Source organism: Ruegeria sp. CDSB114 (assembly GCF_059611025.1).
In genome coordinates, this window is the sequence record NZ_JBXWOT010000001.1 from 1,083,068 (window position 1) to 1,099,839 (window position 16,772).

15 protein-coding genes are annotated in these 16,772 nt (G+C 56.5%); 5 read left to right on the forward strand and 10 right to left on the reverse strand.

Translation table 11 applies throughout. The annotated features are described in order from the left end of the window. The first annotated feature begins 65 nt into the window (after window positions 1–65). Together AC2FIP_RS05335 and AC2FIP_RS05340 are read left to right on the forward strand one after the other, a co-directional pair. Window positions 66–1,199 (forward strand): polysaccharide biosynthesis/export family protein, encoded by a 1,134-nt coding sequence (locus AC2FIP_RS05335; protein ID WP_496785426.1) that lies wholly within the window; start codon window positions 66–68, stop codon window positions 1,197–1,199. Next, window positions 1,199–3,205 (forward strand): capsule polysaccharide biogenesis protein, encoded by a 2,007-nt coding sequence (locus tag AC2FIP_RS05340; protein ID WP_496785802.1) that lies wholly within the window; start codon window positions 1,199–1,201, stop codon window positions 3,203–3,205. The genes AC2FIP_RS05335 and AC2FIP_RS05340 overlap by 1 nt, the downstream gene beginning before the upstream one ends. Here the strand turns inward: AC2FIP_RS05340 and ribD are convergent. The 6 genes from ribD to AC2FIP_RS05370 form a co-directional block, all read right to left on the reverse strand. Continuing rightward, entirely contained in the window at window positions 3,202–4,302 is a 1,101-nt protein-coding gene (ribD, locus tag AC2FIP_RS05345; RefSeq protein WP_496785427.1) for a bifunctional diaminohydroxyphosphoribosylaminopyrimidine deaminase/5-amino-6-(5-phosphoribosylamino)uracil reductase RibD, read from the reverse strand. The two genes, AC2FIP_RS05340 and ribD, sit on opposite strands and share 4 nt — an antisense overlap. Next, on the reverse strand, window positions 4,299–4,769 hold the full coding sequence (gene nrdR, locus AC2FIP_RS05350) for a transcriptional regulator NrdR (RefSeq protein WP_142634651.1): 471 nt from the start codon (window positions 4,767–4,769) through the stop codon (window positions 4,299–4,301). The genes ribD and nrdR overlap by 4 nt, the downstream gene beginning before the upstream one ends. 121 nt (window positions 4,770–4,890) lie before the next feature. Continuing rightward, on the reverse strand, window positions 4,891–5,304 hold the full coding sequence (locus AC2FIP_RS05355) for a secondary thiamine-phosphate synthase enzyme YjbQ (RefSeq protein ID WP_496785803.1): 414 nt from the start codon (window positions 5,302–5,304) through the stop codon (window positions 4,891–4,893). A 19-nt stretch (window positions 5,305–5,323) separates the two neighbouring features. Beyond that, window positions 5,324–5,722, reverse strand: coding sequence for a hypothetical protein (locus AC2FIP_RS05360; protein WP_142634653.1), 399 nt, complete (start codon window positions 5,720–5,722; stop codon window positions 5,324–5,326). Window positions 5,723–5,800: 78 nt separating this feature from the next. Continuing rightward, complete coding sequence (locus AC2FIP_RS05365; protein WP_496785429.1) at window positions 5,801–6,403, reverse strand: DUF4166 domain-containing protein; 603 nt, start codon at window positions 6,401–6,403, stop codon at window positions 5,801–5,803. Next, window positions 6,346–6,786: a thiol-disulfide oxidoreductase DCC family protein gene (locus AC2FIP_RS05370; RefSeq protein WP_281995007.1), complete on the reverse strand. Its 441-nt coding sequence runs from the start codon at window positions 6,784–6,786 to the stop codon at window positions 6,346–6,348. The genes AC2FIP_RS05365 and AC2FIP_RS05370 overlap by 58 nt, the downstream gene beginning before the upstream one ends. Window positions 6,787–7,085: 299 nt before the next feature. On the opposite strand from AC2FIP_RS05370, the gene AC2FIP_RS05375 reads away from it, so the two are divergent. Next, window positions 7,086–8,093 carry a helix-turn-helix domain-containing protein gene (locus AC2FIP_RS05375; RefSeq protein WP_496785430.1) on the forward strand — a complete coding sequence of 336 codons (1,008 nt, stop codon included), beginning with the start codon at window positions 7,086–7,088 and terminating at the stop codon, window positions 8,091–8,093. 194 nt (window positions 8,094–8,287) lie between these two features. Here the strand turns inward: AC2FIP_RS05375 and rpoD are convergent, their stop codons facing one another. The 4 genes from rpoD to AC2FIP_RS05395 form a co-directional block, all read right to left on the reverse strand. Next, window positions 8,288–10,276, reverse strand: coding sequence for an RNA polymerase sigma factor RpoD (gene rpoD / locus AC2FIP_RS05380; protein WP_142634659.1), 1,989 nt, complete (start codon window positions 10,274–10,276; stop codon window positions 8,288–8,290). A gap of 114 nt (window positions 10,277–10,390) precedes the next feature. After that, window positions 10,391–12,340 carry a DNA primase gene (gene dnaG, locus AC2FIP_RS05385; RefSeq protein ID WP_496785432.1) on the reverse strand — a complete coding sequence of 650 codons (1,950 nt, stop codon included), beginning with the start codon at window positions 12,338–12,340 and terminating at the stop codon, window positions 10,391–10,393. Between the two features lie 80 nt (window positions 12,341–12,420). Further along, complete coding sequence (locus AC2FIP_RS05390) at window positions 12,421–12,717, reverse strand: hypothetical protein (RefSeq protein WP_142634663.1); 297 nt, start codon at window positions 12,715–12,717, stop codon at window positions 12,421–12,423. A gap of 145 nt (window positions 12,718–12,862) precedes the next feature. Further along, window positions 12,863–14,293, reverse strand: a complete 1,431-nt coding sequence (locus AC2FIP_RS05395) for a Glu/Leu/Phe/Val family dehydrogenase (RefSeq protein WP_496749167.1) — start codon at window positions 14,291–14,293, stop codon at window positions 12,863–12,865. 326 nt (window positions 14,294–14,619) lie between these two features. Between AC2FIP_RS05395 and AC2FIP_RS05400 the strand changes: the two genes are divergently transcribed. Both AC2FIP_RS05400 and AC2FIP_RS05405 read left to right on the forward strand, forming a co-directional pair. After that, window positions 14,620–16,239, forward strand: coding sequence for a TadE/TadG family type IV pilus assembly protein (locus AC2FIP_RS05400; protein WP_496785433.1), 1,620 nt, complete (start codon window positions 14,620–14,622; stop codon window positions 16,237–16,239). Next, window positions 16,236–16,769, forward strand: coding sequence for a TadE/TadG family type IV pilus assembly protein (locus AC2FIP_RS05405; protein ID WP_496785434.1), 534 nt, complete (start codon window positions 16,236–16,238; stop codon window positions 16,767–16,769). The genes AC2FIP_RS05400 and AC2FIP_RS05405 overlap by 4 nt, the downstream gene beginning before the upstream one ends. Window positions 16,770–16,772: the final 3 nt, after the last annotated feature.

Genomic DNA, 16,772 nt, shown 5'->3' on the forward strand with positions numbered 1-16,772 from the left:
AGTTGGAAACAAGTACGCTGCTGGAAACAAAAGACCAAAACCAAGACGTTCGAGGATATTCGGCAGTGCAGCGCTTTCCAATCCGATGGGGACGGGGTGTAACCCTTGTGGCCGCTCTTGGCCTGCTGGCCGCGTGCCAACTACCTAAAACTGGCCCAAACAAATCCGAAATCCTTGCCGGTTCGACCACGAAAGGTGGAAACGCCTATGTTGTTGAGGTTGACGACCGGGTGGCGCAGGTCACGTCCGCAGTGCCTCAATACGGGTTCTCGCAAACCTTCCGTAGCGCTCAGAACCTGACCGCCGACACGGTTCGTCCGGGTGATGTACTGGGCCTGACAGTCTGGGAAAACGTGGATGACGGGCTGTTATCCGGAGAGACCGGTGCCTCAACATCCCTGGAAGAGGTACAGGTCGATAGCGAGGGCTTCATCTTTGTTCCCTATGCCGGGCGCCTGCGCGCAGCCGGAAACACGCCGGAACAGCTTCGCACGTTGATCACGGAAAAGCTCCAGGACCAGACCCCTGATCCTCAGGTCGAAGTGCGCCGTATCGCCGGGGACGGATCAACCGTTTCTCTGTCGGGCACCCTGTCCGCGCCCGGGATCTATCCGATCGAACGACCAACCCGCACACTGGCCGGAATGTTGACACGGGCTGGCGGCGTGATCGAAGGGTCCGACATCGCCCTAGTGACACTGATCCGAGGCAATCAAAAAGGGACGGTCTGGTACAATGACTTGTTCCGCAACCCGGAATTTGACGTTGCCCTGCGGGGTGGCGACCGCATTCTAGTCGAAGCCGACAACCGGTCCTATGTCGCCTTGGGGGCGACGGGCGGTCAGTCGCGCGTGGCATTCGACAGTCAGGATCTGTCCGCGCTGGAAGCGCTGGCACAGGTTGGTGGCTTACAGCCCCTGTCTTCGGACCCGACCGGCATTTTCGTTCTACGAAAGGAACGACAGGACATTGTCCGGTCAGTCATGGGAAAACCGGACCTGCAGGGAGAGCAGCGCATGATCTACGTGCTGAACCTGACAGCACCCAATGGCCTTTTCATCGCCCGCGACTTTGTCATCCGCGATGATGACACAATTTACGTCACCGAAGCACCTTATGCGCAATGGAGCAAATCCATCTCGTTGATCGCCGGTGGCCTGACCCCGCTTGCCAATGTCACGACCCTGACAGGCGGATGATGCCCTCCGTTCCACAAGGAACGCATGCCGAGGCCGAACGCAGTCGTCTTTTGGTCTATAATGGCGGATTTCTGACAGCCGCGCGCGTGCGGAGAATTCTGTCACTGACCGGATATGATATCGGCATCGGCACGCCCAAGGGGTCGGATCTGGTGGGTATCTGGGGCAATAGCCCGACGGCACATCGTGGACTGCGTATAGCGACCAAATACAATGCTCCGATCTTGCGCGTAGAGGATGCATTCCTGCGATCTCTGCACTCAGGACGCAGTGGCGAGGCTCCGCTGGGTCTGCTGCTTGATCGCAGCGGTGTGCATTTTGATCCAACACAGCCTTCGGATCTGGAAACACTTCTTGCGACCGACCCGTTGGATAATACGGCCTTGCTGAACCGGGCACGTGGCGGGATGGCGCGGCTGCGCGAACTGCATCTGAGTAAGTATTCCGCCTATGATCCCGCGACCCCTGCGCCGGACCCAGGGTATGTCCTGGTTGTCGATCAAGCACGCGACGATGCTTCTGTAAGGGCAAGCGGCGGCGATGAGGCCCGGTTCCGCGAGATGCTGGTTATGGCGCAAGAGGAGAACCCCGGCGCGACCGTTCTGATCAAAACCCACCCCGACACGATCGCAGGGCACCGGCCCGGATATTACTCTGCCGATGATCTGACCGACCGCGTATCCTTTCAGCACAGCGCCATCAGCCCCTGGACCTTGTTAGAGGGCGCTGTGGGCGTCTACACCCTGTCCTCGCAACTTGGGTTCGAGGCCATATTGGCCGGTCACAAACCCCGCGTCTTCGGCCAACCGTTTTACGCCGGATGGGGTCTTACCCAAGACGAAGCCCATTTCCCAAGACGCCAACGAAACCTGACGCGCGCGCAACTCTTCACCGCCACCATGGTTCTTTATCCCAAGTGGTACGATCCCTATCGGGATCAGCTGTGCGAATTCGAATCCGTGCTGGACACGCTTGAAGGTCTGACCCGCGCCTGGCGACAAGATCACAAGGGCTGGACGGCATCCGGGATGCGGCTTTGGAAACGCAGGCACCTGCAGCACATGTTTGGGCGCGAGAAAAAGGTAAAATTCACGCCTGACGTTCCCGAAAACCCAGATCGTCCCCACATGGTTTGGGCGCGGCACGGCCGTGATATGGAAAACGTCACACGGGTCGAGGATGGCTTCGTTCGGTCCCGTGGGTTGGGGGCCAGCCTTGTGCCGCCTCTGTCGCTGTCGCTGGATGACCTTGGGATCTATTACGACCCGACCAAACCCAGCAGGCTGGAAGAGATGATCGCCAAGCGTGAAACCCTGCGGCCGGATCAGGAATTGCGGGCCGAGCGGTTGGTGACACAGATCATAGCTGGAGCGGTTAGCAAATATAACACCGGCGGCCCGGTTCCGGGCTTGCCAAAAGGCCACCGCATTCTGGTGCCCGGACAGGTCGAGGACGATGCCTCAATCCTGTTTGGAACCAGCACCGTTCGCACCAACACCGAACTTCTGCGCGCCGCCCGCGAGATGAACCCGACCGCCGTTCTGATCTATAAACCGCATCCCGATGTCGAAGCTGGCCTGCGTGAAGGTGAGGCCGAGGCTGAGGGGCTAGCAGACCTGATCGTCACGAACACCGATCCCGCCGGATTGTTGGGTGAGGTTCAGGAGGTCTGGACCATGACCTCTCTGCTAGGGTTCGAGGCGCTGATGCGCGGATTGCCGGTCACAACGCTCGGTGCACCCTTTTATGCTGGTTGGGGTTTGACGCAGGATTTGGGGTCCGTCCCCGCCCGTCGTGGTGCACGGCCCTCCCTGCTGGGATTGATCCATGCCGCACTGATCGATTACCCGAGGTATCTGGACCCTGTCACCGGCATGCCCTGCCCTCCGGAAGTGGTATTGGAAAGGCTGACAGACGGCTACCAGAGCCGATCTGGCCCCGGCCTTAGACTGCTCTCGAAACTACAGGGCGTTTTCGCAACACAGGCGCATCTCTGGCGCCGTTAGCGCAATGCCCGCGCCCAGCGATGCATCACGTCTTGACCGATGATGCGGGTCTCCAGCAGCTCAAACCGTGGTGCCTCATCCAGACGATCCATACCAAGCGCCCCGATGGCAGGCAAACCTTCGGCACCAATCGCAAGCCCGGCACTGAAGCCGATCAACTCATCAACCAGTTCATCCACCAAGAGCGACGCAGCCAGGGACGATCCGCCCTCGCAAAAGACGCGGGTCAAACCCTCCTGCCCCAACTGCAGCAACAGGTCAGCGGCGTCAATGTGATGATCGCGTAACGCGCAGGGGATAAGCCTTGCGCCCAGTCCTTCCCACGCTTTTGCACGTTCGGCATCCGGTGACGGACCATGGCACAACCACACCGGAATTTTCGAGGCGGTGCGTGCCAGTTGACCCATCAACGGGATATCCAGATGGCGCGAAACGACGACGCGCACAGGCTGACGTTCAATCCCAAGATCCCGAACTGTCAGAGAGGGGTCGTCTACGCGCGCCGTACCTGCCCCAACCATAACAGCATCATGCGTTGCCCGCATGGCATGAACAGCCCGCCGCGAGGTCTGACCCGTAATCCACTGACTATGGCCGCTTTCGGTCGCAATGCGCCCGTCAAAACTGCTGGCCAGTTTAAGCGTGACAAATGGCCGGCCCTGTTCGGTTTTTAAGAAGAAACCGGCGTGGTCGCGGGCCGCCTGATCGGCAAGGATACCGGTTGTCACGTCAATCCCAGCGTCGCGCAGCATGGCAAAGCCCTGCCCGGCAACACGCGGATCACTGTCTTCGATGGCTGAAACAACACGCGCCACACCGGCCTCAATAAAGGCCTGAGCGCAAGGCGGGGTCTGTCCGTGATGGGCGCAGGGTTCAAGCGAGACATAAGCAGTCGCGCCACGCGCCTGCGATCCTGCCTGTCTTAACGCTTCGGTTTCTGCATGTGGCCGACCACCAGGTTGCGTCCAACCACGCCCAACAATCCGCCCGTCCTGTACGAGTACGCAGCCAACGGATGGGTTGGGCCAGCACGTCCCCTGTCCGCGCCGCCCCAAGGCAAGGGCCAGCGCCATATATCGCTTATCTGTTTCGCTCACTCGTCCGTCGAAGGCTGCGGCGGGCGCAGTTCGTGGACAAACTCCTCGAAATCATCGGCCGCCTGGAAATTCTTATACACGCTTGCAAACCGAACATAGGCAACGGTGTCGATCCGCGCCAGAGCTTCCATAACAATTTCACCGATCTTGCTGGACGGAATGTCGGTATCGCCCATGCTTTCCAGCCGCCGCACAATACCCGAGATCATCTGATCAATGCGTTCCGGATCAATCGGGCGTTTCTGCATCGAGATCCGGATCGAACGTTCCAGCTTGTCTCGATCGAAATCTTCGCGCTTTCCATTGGTTTTGATCACAACCAGATCGCGCAACTGAACGCGTTCATAGGTGGTGAACCGGCCGCCGCAGGCCGGACAGAAACGGCGCCTGCGGATCGCGACATGATCCTCTGCCGGGCGTGAATCTTTGACCTGAGTGTCGATATTTCCGCAAAACGGGCAGCGCATCCGCCGTCTCCTCGTCTCTTGTTCCGCCTCTTTTAGTAAGCGCTGTGGCCCACTTATCCACAACTATAGGGCAGCCTCTAGGATTTGGGTAGTCGGAAATTTTCACCGCTAAATAAAGGGGTCACACGAAATGCGCAGCGACGCCTCTGTTGTGTGATTGGGTCCGGTGTTCAAACAGATAAACGCCCTGCCACGTCCCCAGCATGGGCACCCCTGCGGCGACAGGAATGCCCAACGACACAGGCAGCAACGCAGCTTTGATATGTGCTGGCATATCGTCTGGCCCCTCATAGGTGTGCCTTAAATACGCCATCGACGGATCATCCGCCGGTGGCACTAGACGTTCGAAAAAGGCCTGCAAATCCGTCCGTACCTCGGGGTCCGCATTTTCCTGAATGGCCAGAGAACACGAGGTATGGCGCACAAACAGGGTCAACAATCCGTCGCGACCGCTTGGGGCAAGCCAGTCTCGTATACCCGAGGTGAACTCATACAGCCCCGGCCCCTGCGTTGAAATGATAAACTCGGTCTGCAAAACGCGGGTCTTACTTTCTTCAGTCAAAAATTGGCTGCCGGAAACACAGGCCATTCGCGTTCTGGACGGACCTGCTCTGCCCCGGCTGGAAACCAATGGAAACAAAGCTTGTGCTCTGCTCGACATTTGCCGGAGGGGTCAACGAAAATTGGACCGCCGTGCGGCGACCGGTGGCTTCGCTTGGGCCATATCCACGCACAACATAGATATTCTGCTGCCACCCTGCCCCCAAGCTGCGACGAGCAAAATCTGCAGCAGCGCACCAATAGCCATCCACATCCCTGCGCGCGCGCGGGATCACCTCAAACACTTTGTCGTTTACTGCAACAGTTTGAAAACCGTTTGGTGCTGCTGTCACCGCCCCCGGTTCAAACAACGTGGCGGCGGCCAGAACCGCAGATGTGATCACTTTTTTCATAATGCTACTCTCTCATGTTTCTTGATAAATATTAAAGTAGATTGCAGGAGGCCATGGCAAAGCCACCTCACGTTCAATTCAGGCATTGTTCCTATTTACGTGAACCGGCATCAGCCAGCCCCGATATCGGATCAGTTGACCCAACATCGGCATTTCTGCCGAAACATCGAACCGAAACCGGCCTTGATCATCCTGCCATTCCACCGTCGCCGAACGCGGTAAAAGAAAGTTTGGGCATGGCACCCCCAATAGAGTGAGGTGCAGGATGTTCAAATGCAGCTTTTGACCTCGAACCTGTGGGCGCATCCAGATGGTCAGCCCTCCGATCCTCTCTTTCACGCACCGCCTGTCTGCGTCGTAGACCAGATGAGACAGCGTCTCATGCCCGCCAAAATCCCTGAACCATTCCCATTCCTGGCCATTGAGTTTGGTTCGAATGCGGACCGTCTGAGTATCTGCAGCGGGGGGAAACCCACCCAACCACAATGACAAAGAGGTCAACCACCCGGTTCCTCTTTGGATGCTGCATAGTCCTGTAAACTCTGCCGTTTCACTGTGGAATTTTCGGACCGCATCCGGCACCTCAGAATTGGCTGGAAGGGCCTGCAGAAATGGGTCCGGCCTCACGCATACCCTCCGGGGAAGAACCGCGCTTTCAGGGATGAATCCGGAACCAAGCACGTTTCGAACCGTCCAAAGAATGCAAATCGGTGGCGCGCGATGAAATGATAAAGCGGATCCTTCAAAAACCGCGGAAGAAATCGACAGGCCGACAGAACAGGCCACAAAGCTGGTAAGCTGCGCATTGCAGCAGCAAAAGCATCCAAGCGCTGATGCACAACACCGTCAACGATCACAAGATTGGTTTCAAACTCGTCGGTGGGCAGGCCGAGTTGCCGGTAAAGGCTTTGTCCTATGGGGGACTGGGCAATTACAAACTTGAACCGCTTCTTTGTGTCAGCCCACAGCATGAACCTGAAAAACCGAGAACACAGCACGCATTCTCCATCAAAAACGATGAGGTTCTGCTCGGTTCCCACATCTGAGATCGCCCGGTCTTGCATTGGATACCAGATCAATTTCGCCACAACCGGACCGTGCCATTGAAGGGTAAAATCCGCAATGCGACACGTAGGTTTTCAGATGAAACGTGCCGGGGAGCCACCGATCGCTAGTCTGAGACGACCGGAGCTCTACCCTCATCCCCACAAGGTGCTGACCCGACAACACGAGGTAACTATGCCTTTGCGTTGCTATATCCTTGCTGAAAAGCGCCAGAAACTTGTGAAAACCTGCCAGATGGGTTTGCCTGCACCCGTGCAAACTGGGTTCAAATTTTTCGCGAAAGCATTAAGAATTGGATATGGAGCTTGATATTGCCAGAATTCAACACCTGACCCGAACGGTAGATGAGCGTTCGGGCGGCCCAGAGTTAGCAGACCAGCTTTTGGAACGCAGCGGTCTAAGCCGAGCGGCAATCGCTCCCCCCACTACAGTCTACAGTGCGCAAACTGAGGCGATGTTCATCAGATATGCCTGCGACGCTATGCGCGACATAACTTTTGCCGCCTATGCGGGTTCGAAAGTCAGTTCGGCCTCTAGTATTACGGCCTATATCAGCAAGTACTCTCGTGACCTCCGACAGGTGTTTGAAAACACAACCCGCTTCTCTCGCATCATAGATCCCACAATCACCTTCAGTCTGCGCCATGCCGGGAATTTTGTGTCCTTCGAGGCGGAATGGGAAGACGCAAGTTTTGCCCGGTATCATAGACGCACAGAGTTTTTGATGTTTGGGACGCTGGCGCGAATGCGGAACCTGACGCAGTCAGACTTCCACCCCATAGCAATTCGCTTTCAACACGAGGTTGGAGAGAAAAGAAATCTATTTCAGAAGCTTGCAGGATTTTCGGTAGAATTTGGAGCAGAAAACCTAGAGATTGTTCTGTCGCCTTCATCTCTGGATCTTCCCGTGCCCACATATGACCCGATGCTTCGAGAGCATCTGATTGAGTACGGGGAACGCGTCCTGGCAGAAAGGGCTTCGCCTAAGCAAAAATTGCGGGCGCAGGTCGAGGGTCTGATTACACGTTCGATGCCGGGGAATTTTCCGCAATCCGATGACATAGCCGCCAATCTCGGCATGAGCCCGCGAACATTTGCGCGTCGGCTAAAGGATGAAGGGTCAAGCTATCGAGAGATCGCAGACGATCTGCGCTGTGATCTGGCCCAAACTTTCATCACCAACGGTATGCAGCTATCTGAAATTGCATTCTCACTTGGCTACGCAGACCAACCCGCCTTTTCCACCGCTTTCAAACGGTGGACGGGTCGCGCGCCCAGCGCTTTTCGCAGCCGCCTGGATCCTTGATCGTAACTTTGAGGTAGCCGGGGGTCGTCAGCCTTGCAGCCTCGCCCCGGCCCGTCCCATGAGTGGACATTGCGGATATAGGAAGACGCGCAGCGGGCTTCTTGTGAGTTCTCGCCAAATTGATGTTTTTACAAGCCACCGTGAACATTGGTTTCAAACGAAAAAGGCGCCTCGGTCGAGGCGCCTTTTCTAGGTTACTGATCCAGGAACGACCGCAACTTTCGCGACCTGCTGGGGTGTTTCAGTTTTCGCAGCGCCTTCGCCTCGATCTGACGGATACGTTCGCGAGTCACGCTGAACTGTTGGCCGACCTCTTCCAGGGTGTGGTCCGTGTTCATACCGATGCCAAACCGCATCCGCAGAACCCGTTCTTCCCGCGGGGTAAGTGAGGCCAGAACACGCGTGGTCGTTTCCTTGAGGTTTTCCTGAATAGCACTGTCCAACGGCAGCACAGCATTCTTGTCCTCGATGAAATCGCCAAGCTGGCTGTCTTCTTCGTCGCCAATCGGCGTTTCCAGGCTGATCGGTTCCTTGGCGATCTTCATCACCTTGCGGACCTTCTCCAGCGGCATCTGCAGCTTTTCGGCCAGTTCTTCCGGCGTCGGCTCGCGGCCGATTTCATGCAGCATCTGACGTCCGGTCCGAACCAACTTGTTGATCGTCTCGATCATATGGACCGGGATACGGATCGTGCGTGCCTGATCCGCGATGGACCGGGTGATCGCCTGACGGATCCACCAGGTGGCGTAGGTCGAGAACTTATACCCGCGGCGGTATTCGAACTTGTCTACGGCCTTCATCAGGCCAATGTTACCTTCCTGAATAAGATCAAGGAATTGCAGACCACGGTTCGTGTATTTTTTGGCGATCGAGATCACCAGACGCAGGTTGGCTTCGACCATTTCTTTCTTGGCCTGGCGCGCCTCTTTCTCGCCTTTCTGGACCTGCTGTACGATGCGGCGGAATTCGCTGATGTCCAGGCCAACATATTGCCCGACCTGAGCCATATCGTTGCGCAGTTCCTCGACCTTGGAGGTCGAGCGTTCGATGAACATCTGCCAGCCCCGGCCCGGCTTTTCAGCCATCTCAGCCAGCCAGTTCGGGTCCAGTTCACGCCCACGATAGGCGTCAACAAATTCGCGACGGTTGATGCGGGCCTGATCCGCCAGCTTCACCATCGAGCTGTCCAGCGACATGATCCGACGATTGATGCCATATAGCTGGTCGATCAAAGCATCGATCCGGTTGTTGTGCAGATGAAGGCCGTTCACCAGCTCGACAATCTCGGCGCGCAGCTTCTGATAGGTCGCTTCGTCCGTGTCGCTGAATGTGCCGTCTTCGTTCAGGGTTGCCGAAATCCGGCTGTCCTGCATTTCGCTCAGCATCGCAAAATCAGTCGAAATACGCTCGAGCGTCGTCAGAACCTGATCTTTCAGAGCAGCTTCCATAGCAGCCAGCGACATGTTCGCCTGCTCGTCTTCGTCATCGTCATCATCGGTCGCAATCGGGTTGCCATCGGCATCCAGCTCGGGGCCTTCTTCCTTGGCGGGCTTTGCGGCCTGCACGGTCGAAGTGTCGACGACCGGCTCTTCGACATCGCCGTCTTCGTCCATCTGATTGCCGAAAGTGGCCTCCAGATCAATGACGTCGCGCAGCAGAATGTCTTCGGACAGCAATTCATCATGCCAGATCGTAATCGCCTGGAAGGTCAGCGGGCTTTCACAAAGCCCCAGGATCATCGTATTACGACCAGCCTCGATCCGCTTGGCGATAGCGATCTCGCCCTCACGGCTGAGCAGTTCGACCGAACCCATTTCGCGCAGATACATGCGCACCGGGTCATCGGTACGATCAAGCTTTTCGGCGGCGGCACCGGCCAGCGTGACCTCACGGTTGCTTTCCGTTGTGATCAGGTCGGTCGAGCCTTTATTCTCTTCCTCTTCCGCCTCTTCATCTTCGATGATGTTGATCCCCATCTCGGACAGCATCGACATAACGTCTTCGATCTGTTCCGAGCTGACCTGATCAGGCGGCAGGACCTGATTGAGCTGGTCGTAGGTGATGTAGCCTTTCTCACGAGCCTCGGCGATCATCTTCTTGACCTGAGTCTGGCTCATGTCCAGCGAGATTTCCTGTTCCTGCTCGTCGGATTTGCTGTCTTCGTTTGTATCCTTGGCGGCCATTCAATGCTCCTGCAGGGATGGGTGATTCGATTGAACCGAATCATTAGCGCGTTGAAGTGATTCGGCCACCCGTTTACCTGTTTTTCTTTTCCAGTGCCTTACGAAAACACCACATTACCGGCGTTTTCGCTCGAAATTGATACCTGACATGATTGCCTTAAACGCATCCTTCTCGTCGCGGTTGATTCGCGCACCATTGTCAGCGATGTCGAAAACGGCCCTGTCTTCATTCTGGCTTCGGCTTGTTCTGTTGCGCTCTTCGGCGGCTTGCGCCAAGCGATAGGTCAACGCTTCATCGTCCAGATCAGACAGCTCCTCTGCGGCTTCGGCAATCTCTGCGTCCAGACCCCTGAGAGCTTTGATTTTGGCGAGTTCCTCAGCCAATGTCATTTCGGCCTTTTCAACGTCGCCCGGTTTATTCACGCAGGGGATCACTGCGACATGGCGAAGGGCCAGCAGGTTTTCAAGGGCGTGATGTCCCAAAGTTTCCGCAATATGTTGTTTGAGGTTCTCAGGATCATCTATCGCGTGCCGTAGAATGGCATCGCGCAGGCCCGCGTGATCTTGGTCACGGCACTCCATTTCTTCCAGTTGGTGTTCAAACTGCACCACGACTTGGGGGTTCAATGCGGCGATGGCCAGAATGGCGGCTTCGCGCATCTGGATATCGGCATTGTCGGACGATGCCAGGAATGACGCCCGCGCGCCCGGTGTGGCCGGTTGTGGCTGGGGCTTCCATTTCCCGCGCGTTTGCCAGGTGCGGTTTTGTGGCTGCCTTTGAGGGCGAAACAGCTGCCAGCGCAGGTCTTTGATCTCTTGCCCGTAATGCGACCGGATCGACGGGTCACGGATCAGCTTGATCTTGTCGCGCAAGACCTTGTCCAAAGCTGCTTTGCGTTCGGGGCTGTCGAACACCTTGCCTTCGGTTTCGCGCTGCCAGAGCAGCCTGACCATCGGCATTGCCCCTTCCAACACCGCCTGCACGGCTGCCGGTCCTTCCGCCCGCAACAGGTCGTCAGGGTCCTTGCCCTCGGGCATCAGCGCAAAGCGCAAGGACTTTCCTGCCTCAAGCAGCGGCAGGGCCAGATCGACCGCCCGCATCGCAGCACGCAAACCCGCCGTGTCGCCATCCAGCGCTATGATCGGCTCGTCCGAGATACGCCACAGCAGTTGCAACTGATGCTCGGTGATTGCGGTGCCCAATGGGGCCACCGATGCGCCAAAACCGGCCTCGGCAAGCGCGATCACATCCATATATCCTTCTGCCACGATCAATGGCTGCCCTTTGCCGGCAGCCTGCCGCGCGGGGCCTTGGTTATAGAGGCTGCGCCCCTTGTCGAACAGTTCGGTTTCGGGCGAGTTCAGATATTTCGCATTGTCATTGGGGTCCATCGCCCGGCCACCGAACGCAATGCAACGCCCGCGCGGATCCCGGATCGGATACATGATCCGGTTCCGAAACGTGTCATAGGGCTTTTTACCTTTGTTCGAGGGTTTGGCCAGACCCGCACCAAGGATCAGATCTTCGGCCACGTTCTTGCCGCGTAGATGATCCCAAAGCGCCTGCCAACCGTCGGGAGCAAAGCCGATTTCCCACCGATCCAGCGCCTGCTCTTTCAAGCCGCGCCGCGCCAGATAATCGCGCGCCTCCCCACCTGCCCCTGTTTTCAGTTGCAACCGAAAGAACTGCACTGCTTGTTCCATCACCTCGGCCAGTTGCGTGCGACGATCCTGTTTCTCTTGCGCCTTAGGGTCACGTTCTGGCATCGGCAATCCGGCTTCACGCGCGAGAATTTCGACCGCTTCGATGAACGAGACATTCTCGGTCTCTTTCACGAAGCTGATCGCATCCCCTTTGGCATGGCAGCCAAAGCAGTAATAGAATCCCTTTTGGTCATCGACGTGGAACGATGCTGTCTTCTCGTGATGGAACGGGCACGGAGCCCACATGTCGCCCTTGCCCTGATTGGACTTGCGCGCGTCCCACATGACTTTGCGCCCGACGACCTGAGACAAGCTCAGCCGAGTGCGCAACTCATCCAGAAAACCGGGTGGTAATGACATGGGTTAAACCTGACAGAAACGGCAACGCGCGCCAAGGGGAAGGCGCGCGTTTGTCCGCAAAGAAATCGCAAGGTTTTGGATTACTGCTGCAGGCACAGCTCCATCCACGTGGCGCCGAGATCCTTTTTGCGCACATCGCGCATCTTCTGCTCATAGACCCAAGGGGTGATCAGCGGGATCGCGGCATTATAGTTCGCGGGCCAGGTCGGACCTGTATCGGCCACGGCTTGCGGCACGTCGCGCTCTTTCACGCGGTCAAGTCGCGCCTGCTGGATCGCCGCCACGACATCCGCCTGATGCTGGCAGCTTTGTTCTTTTGTTTCCTGAGCAGCCAGAGGTGTGGCCAGTAAAATAGCCGCAACGGCAATACGCAACATGGTGGTCTCCGGGATTCGTTCTCGTCGCTAAAGTCTACTGCCGGGCGCGGATGCGCGCCATCGTCGAATTGCATCTTGCGCAGCCCTGTTGCGCCTTGGTCCTGCGGGCGATGGATCAGATGCCAGCCGCCCGCAGAGAGTATTGTCAAAGCCCCTTAGCGCGGTAGCTTTTCGAGACACGGTCAATGGCCACGATGTAGGCAGCGGTCCTCAGATCCTCGACATCGTCGCGACTGTGCCAGACTTCACGCATCGACTGGTAAGCAATCCGCATAGTGTCATCGAGCCCAGAACGAACAAGCTCAAGCTCATCCGCACCTTTCAGGTATTTCGCCTTGAAGTTCGGAGACATGGACCAGGCATCGCCCAGATAGCGGTCCAGCCGTTCCAGTTCACTGACGATCAGCTCGTGCCGCGACTCTTCCTGGCGACGCTGCATGCGGCCAAACCGGATATGGCTGAGGTTCTTAACCCACTCGAAATACGAAACAGTCACACCGCCAGCATTTGCGTACATATCAGGAATGATCACGACGCCCCTATCGCGCAGAACTTCGTCTGCACCAGCTGTCACCGGGCCGTTTGCAGCTTCGATGATCAACGGGGCCTTGATGCGATCGGCATTATCAAGGTTGATCACACCTTCCAGCGCCGCCGGGATCAGGATGTCGCACTCTTCTTCCAGTACGGCCCCGCCCTCGGCGGAATGGGTGGCGTCGGGATAATCGCTGACACCGCCATGCTTGATGATCCATTGGCGAACCGACTCGACGTCGATCCCGTCGGGATTATACAGCGCACCATCCCATTCAATGATGCCTACGATACGAGAGCCATCTTCCTCGCTCAGGAACTTGGCAGCGTGGTAGCCCACATTTCCCAAACCCTGAACAATTACGCGCTTGCCGTCCAACTTGCCCGACAGCCCTGCCTTTTGAATGTCCTCAGGATGGCGGAAAAACTCGCGCAGCGCATATTGAATGCCGCGGCCCGTGGCCTCGACCCGTCCGGCAATACCGCCAGCATTCAGCGGCTTGCCTGTCACGCAGGCGCGCGCGTTGATGTCAGTTGTATTCATCCGGGCGTATTGGTCCGCCATCCACGCCATTTCACGCTCACCCGTTCCCATATCCGGGGCTGGCACGTTCTGTGACGGGTTGATCAGGTCGCGCTTGGCCAACTCATAGGCGAACCGGCGGGTGATCTGTTCAAGCTCATGCTCTTCGTATTGGCGTGGGTCGATACACAACCCACCCTTTGATCCGCCAAACGGCGTTTCGACCAGAGCACATTTATAGGTCATCAGCGCCGCAAGCGCTTCGACTTCGTCCTGGTTGACCGCCAAGGCAAAGCGGATACCGCCTTTCACCGGCTCCATATGCTCAGAATGCACCGATCGATATCCGGTGAATGTGTGTATGTCACCGCGCAGCCGGACGCCGAAGCGTACAGTGTAGGTGGCGTTGCAGACCCTTATCTTTTCTTCAAGGCCCGGAGGCAGATCCATCAGGGACGCTGCCCTGTTAAACATAAGATCTACACTCTCTCGAAAGCTGGGTTCTTTTGTGGCCGTCATTTAAACCTCCGTGCCGGCGAACGACTTGCGTTCTGACGTTTTGTCGCACCCCTTTGCTAAACGATCAATGTTTAAGCAGAAATAAAATCTCAAGTTACGGGGAAATATTCGAACTCTGGCTGAGTCGCCAAACCCAGACATTATCCGCCGAATTGTTCACGCATCGAATACAGCCCCGCGCGACAGTCCGGAATTATCCCTCAATTTCCCTCAAACCAGCCAAAACTGGGCCCTTTTCGCCCAATTCCCGCCACGTTTCGCAGTTAATTTCCATACGTTAACTTTTCCTTAGCAGCTTTGGATGTCTGCTCAGCGAGGTCTGCAAGATGAAAATGCCCAAGTTTCTACGCGAAAGCAAAAGCGGCACTAAATCCGCGCTAAGCGCGCGCCGGTTCGCAAAAAGCGAAGACGGTACATTCACAATCTTTGTATTGTTGGGTTTCCTGGTGATCATCGCCTCGACTGGGGCTGGCGTTGACCTAATGAATTTTGAACGCGACCGCGCCAATCTGCAATCGACATTGGACCGCGCCGTTCTTGCGGCCGCTGACCTTGATCAGAAAAAGCCCGCACGCGAAATTGTCGATGCCTATTTCGAGAAGGCCGGGCTGGGCGGCAAAATCACTTCCGTCGTGGTGGAAGAAGGCTTTGGATCACGCAAAGTATCAGCCACCGCTGAGGCGACCATCAAAACCCACTTTATGCATTTCTCTGGCGTCAACAGCTTGACCGCCAACGCGGCCAGCACGGCCGTCGAAAGCATTGGAGCTGTTGAAATCTCGCTGGTTCTCGACATCTCAGGCTCAATGAACAACTATTCGAGTTCTGGCGGGAAGAGCAAAATTGCGCTTCTGCAGGATGCGGCCACAGAATTTGTCACGCTGATGCTGGATTCAGATGATCCGAACCGCACGGGCATTTCGATCTCGATCGTGCCTTACGCAACTCAGGTCAATGCGGGTGAACCCATCCTGAGCAAATTCACCAACGTTACAGCAGAGCACAACTACTCCCATTGTGTGAACTTTATCCCTGAACAGTATAGCGACACAGACCTGGAGCGTGATGACACGCTGGAACGCACCGCGCATTTTGACCCCTTCACCTATTCCGAAGGCTCGATCAGAACACCGGTTTGCCCGGTCCGCGATGGCAGTGCGATTACGCCTGTTACCGATAATCTGGAGGCATTGACCAAACAGATCAAGGCGTTGACTGCAACCGGGAACACCTCGATAGATGTCGGCATGAAATGGGGCGTGGCCTTCCTGGACCCAAGCGTTCGTGGCATTGTGAGCGACCTGGCTGACGACAACATCGTTCCAAATCACTTCCGGACCCGCCCGTCAGACTATAACTCGGACATCTTGAAAATTGTAATCGTAATGACCGACGGTCAGAACACGGACCAGTATATGCTGAACCCGTCCCTTCGGGAGGGCTTGTCGGATGTCTGGTACAATGCTGAGGCCTCCGAATACACAGTCTACCATTCGCAGGGTCGGCCTAACTTTTTCTGGCCACAGCAGAACACATGGGCGGACCATCCGTTCGGCAATCCTGATCCAGAGACACCAGCCAACGAAGAATTGGGTACGGCTGTTCGCCTGACCTATCCAGAACTCTTCAACCGTGTGTCTTTGGCCTGGAATGCAAGATATAACTATTACTGGCAGTCAAGTGCATGGGCCGAGTGGTACTCGAAAGCGTATGCCAAAGTTGAAACTTCGGCCAAGAACCAGCGCACCAAGCATATCTGTGACGCAGCCAAAGATGAGGGCGTCATTGTCTATGGCATCGCCTTCGAAGCACCCAGAGCCGGGTACAAAACCATCAAGGACTGCGCCAGCTCGGACAGCCATGTATACAATGTGAACGGTCTGGACCTGGAAGACGCATTTGCTTCTATCGCGTCGTCGATCAGAAAACTGCGGTTGACCCAATGATCAGAGCCCTTGTTTCAAAGCTGCGAAGCCTGAAACGCAGGGAAGATGGGGCGGTCACCGTCGAGTTTGTGATCATCTTCCCTGCATTCATGTTCTTCATCCTGAGTGCGTTGGAGTATTCTGTGGTCACTTTGCAGCAGGCGATGTTAGAGCGGGCTGTGGACCAGACAGTTCGCGACATTCGCCTCGGCACGGGCACCAACCCAACGCATGATCAGATCAAAGATACGATCTGTGATCGCGTCGTAGTGATCAAACGCTGTACCACCAACTTGCAGCTGGAGATGCTGCAACAAAGCGCGTTTGTCGGGTTGGACCTTCCCCCTGTTCCGGATTGCACTGACAATTCTGAAGAAGTGAACCCAGTTCGCGCTTTCGAAAATGGCCTTTCGAACGAGTTGATGATCCTTCGGGCCTGCGCAAAGGTCGATCCGATTTTCCCTACATCGGCGATGGGGCGTATTTTGTCGGATGAATCAGGCCAGATCGAACTTACCGCGACGACTGCCTTCGTACAGGAGCCTCTGTAAGCC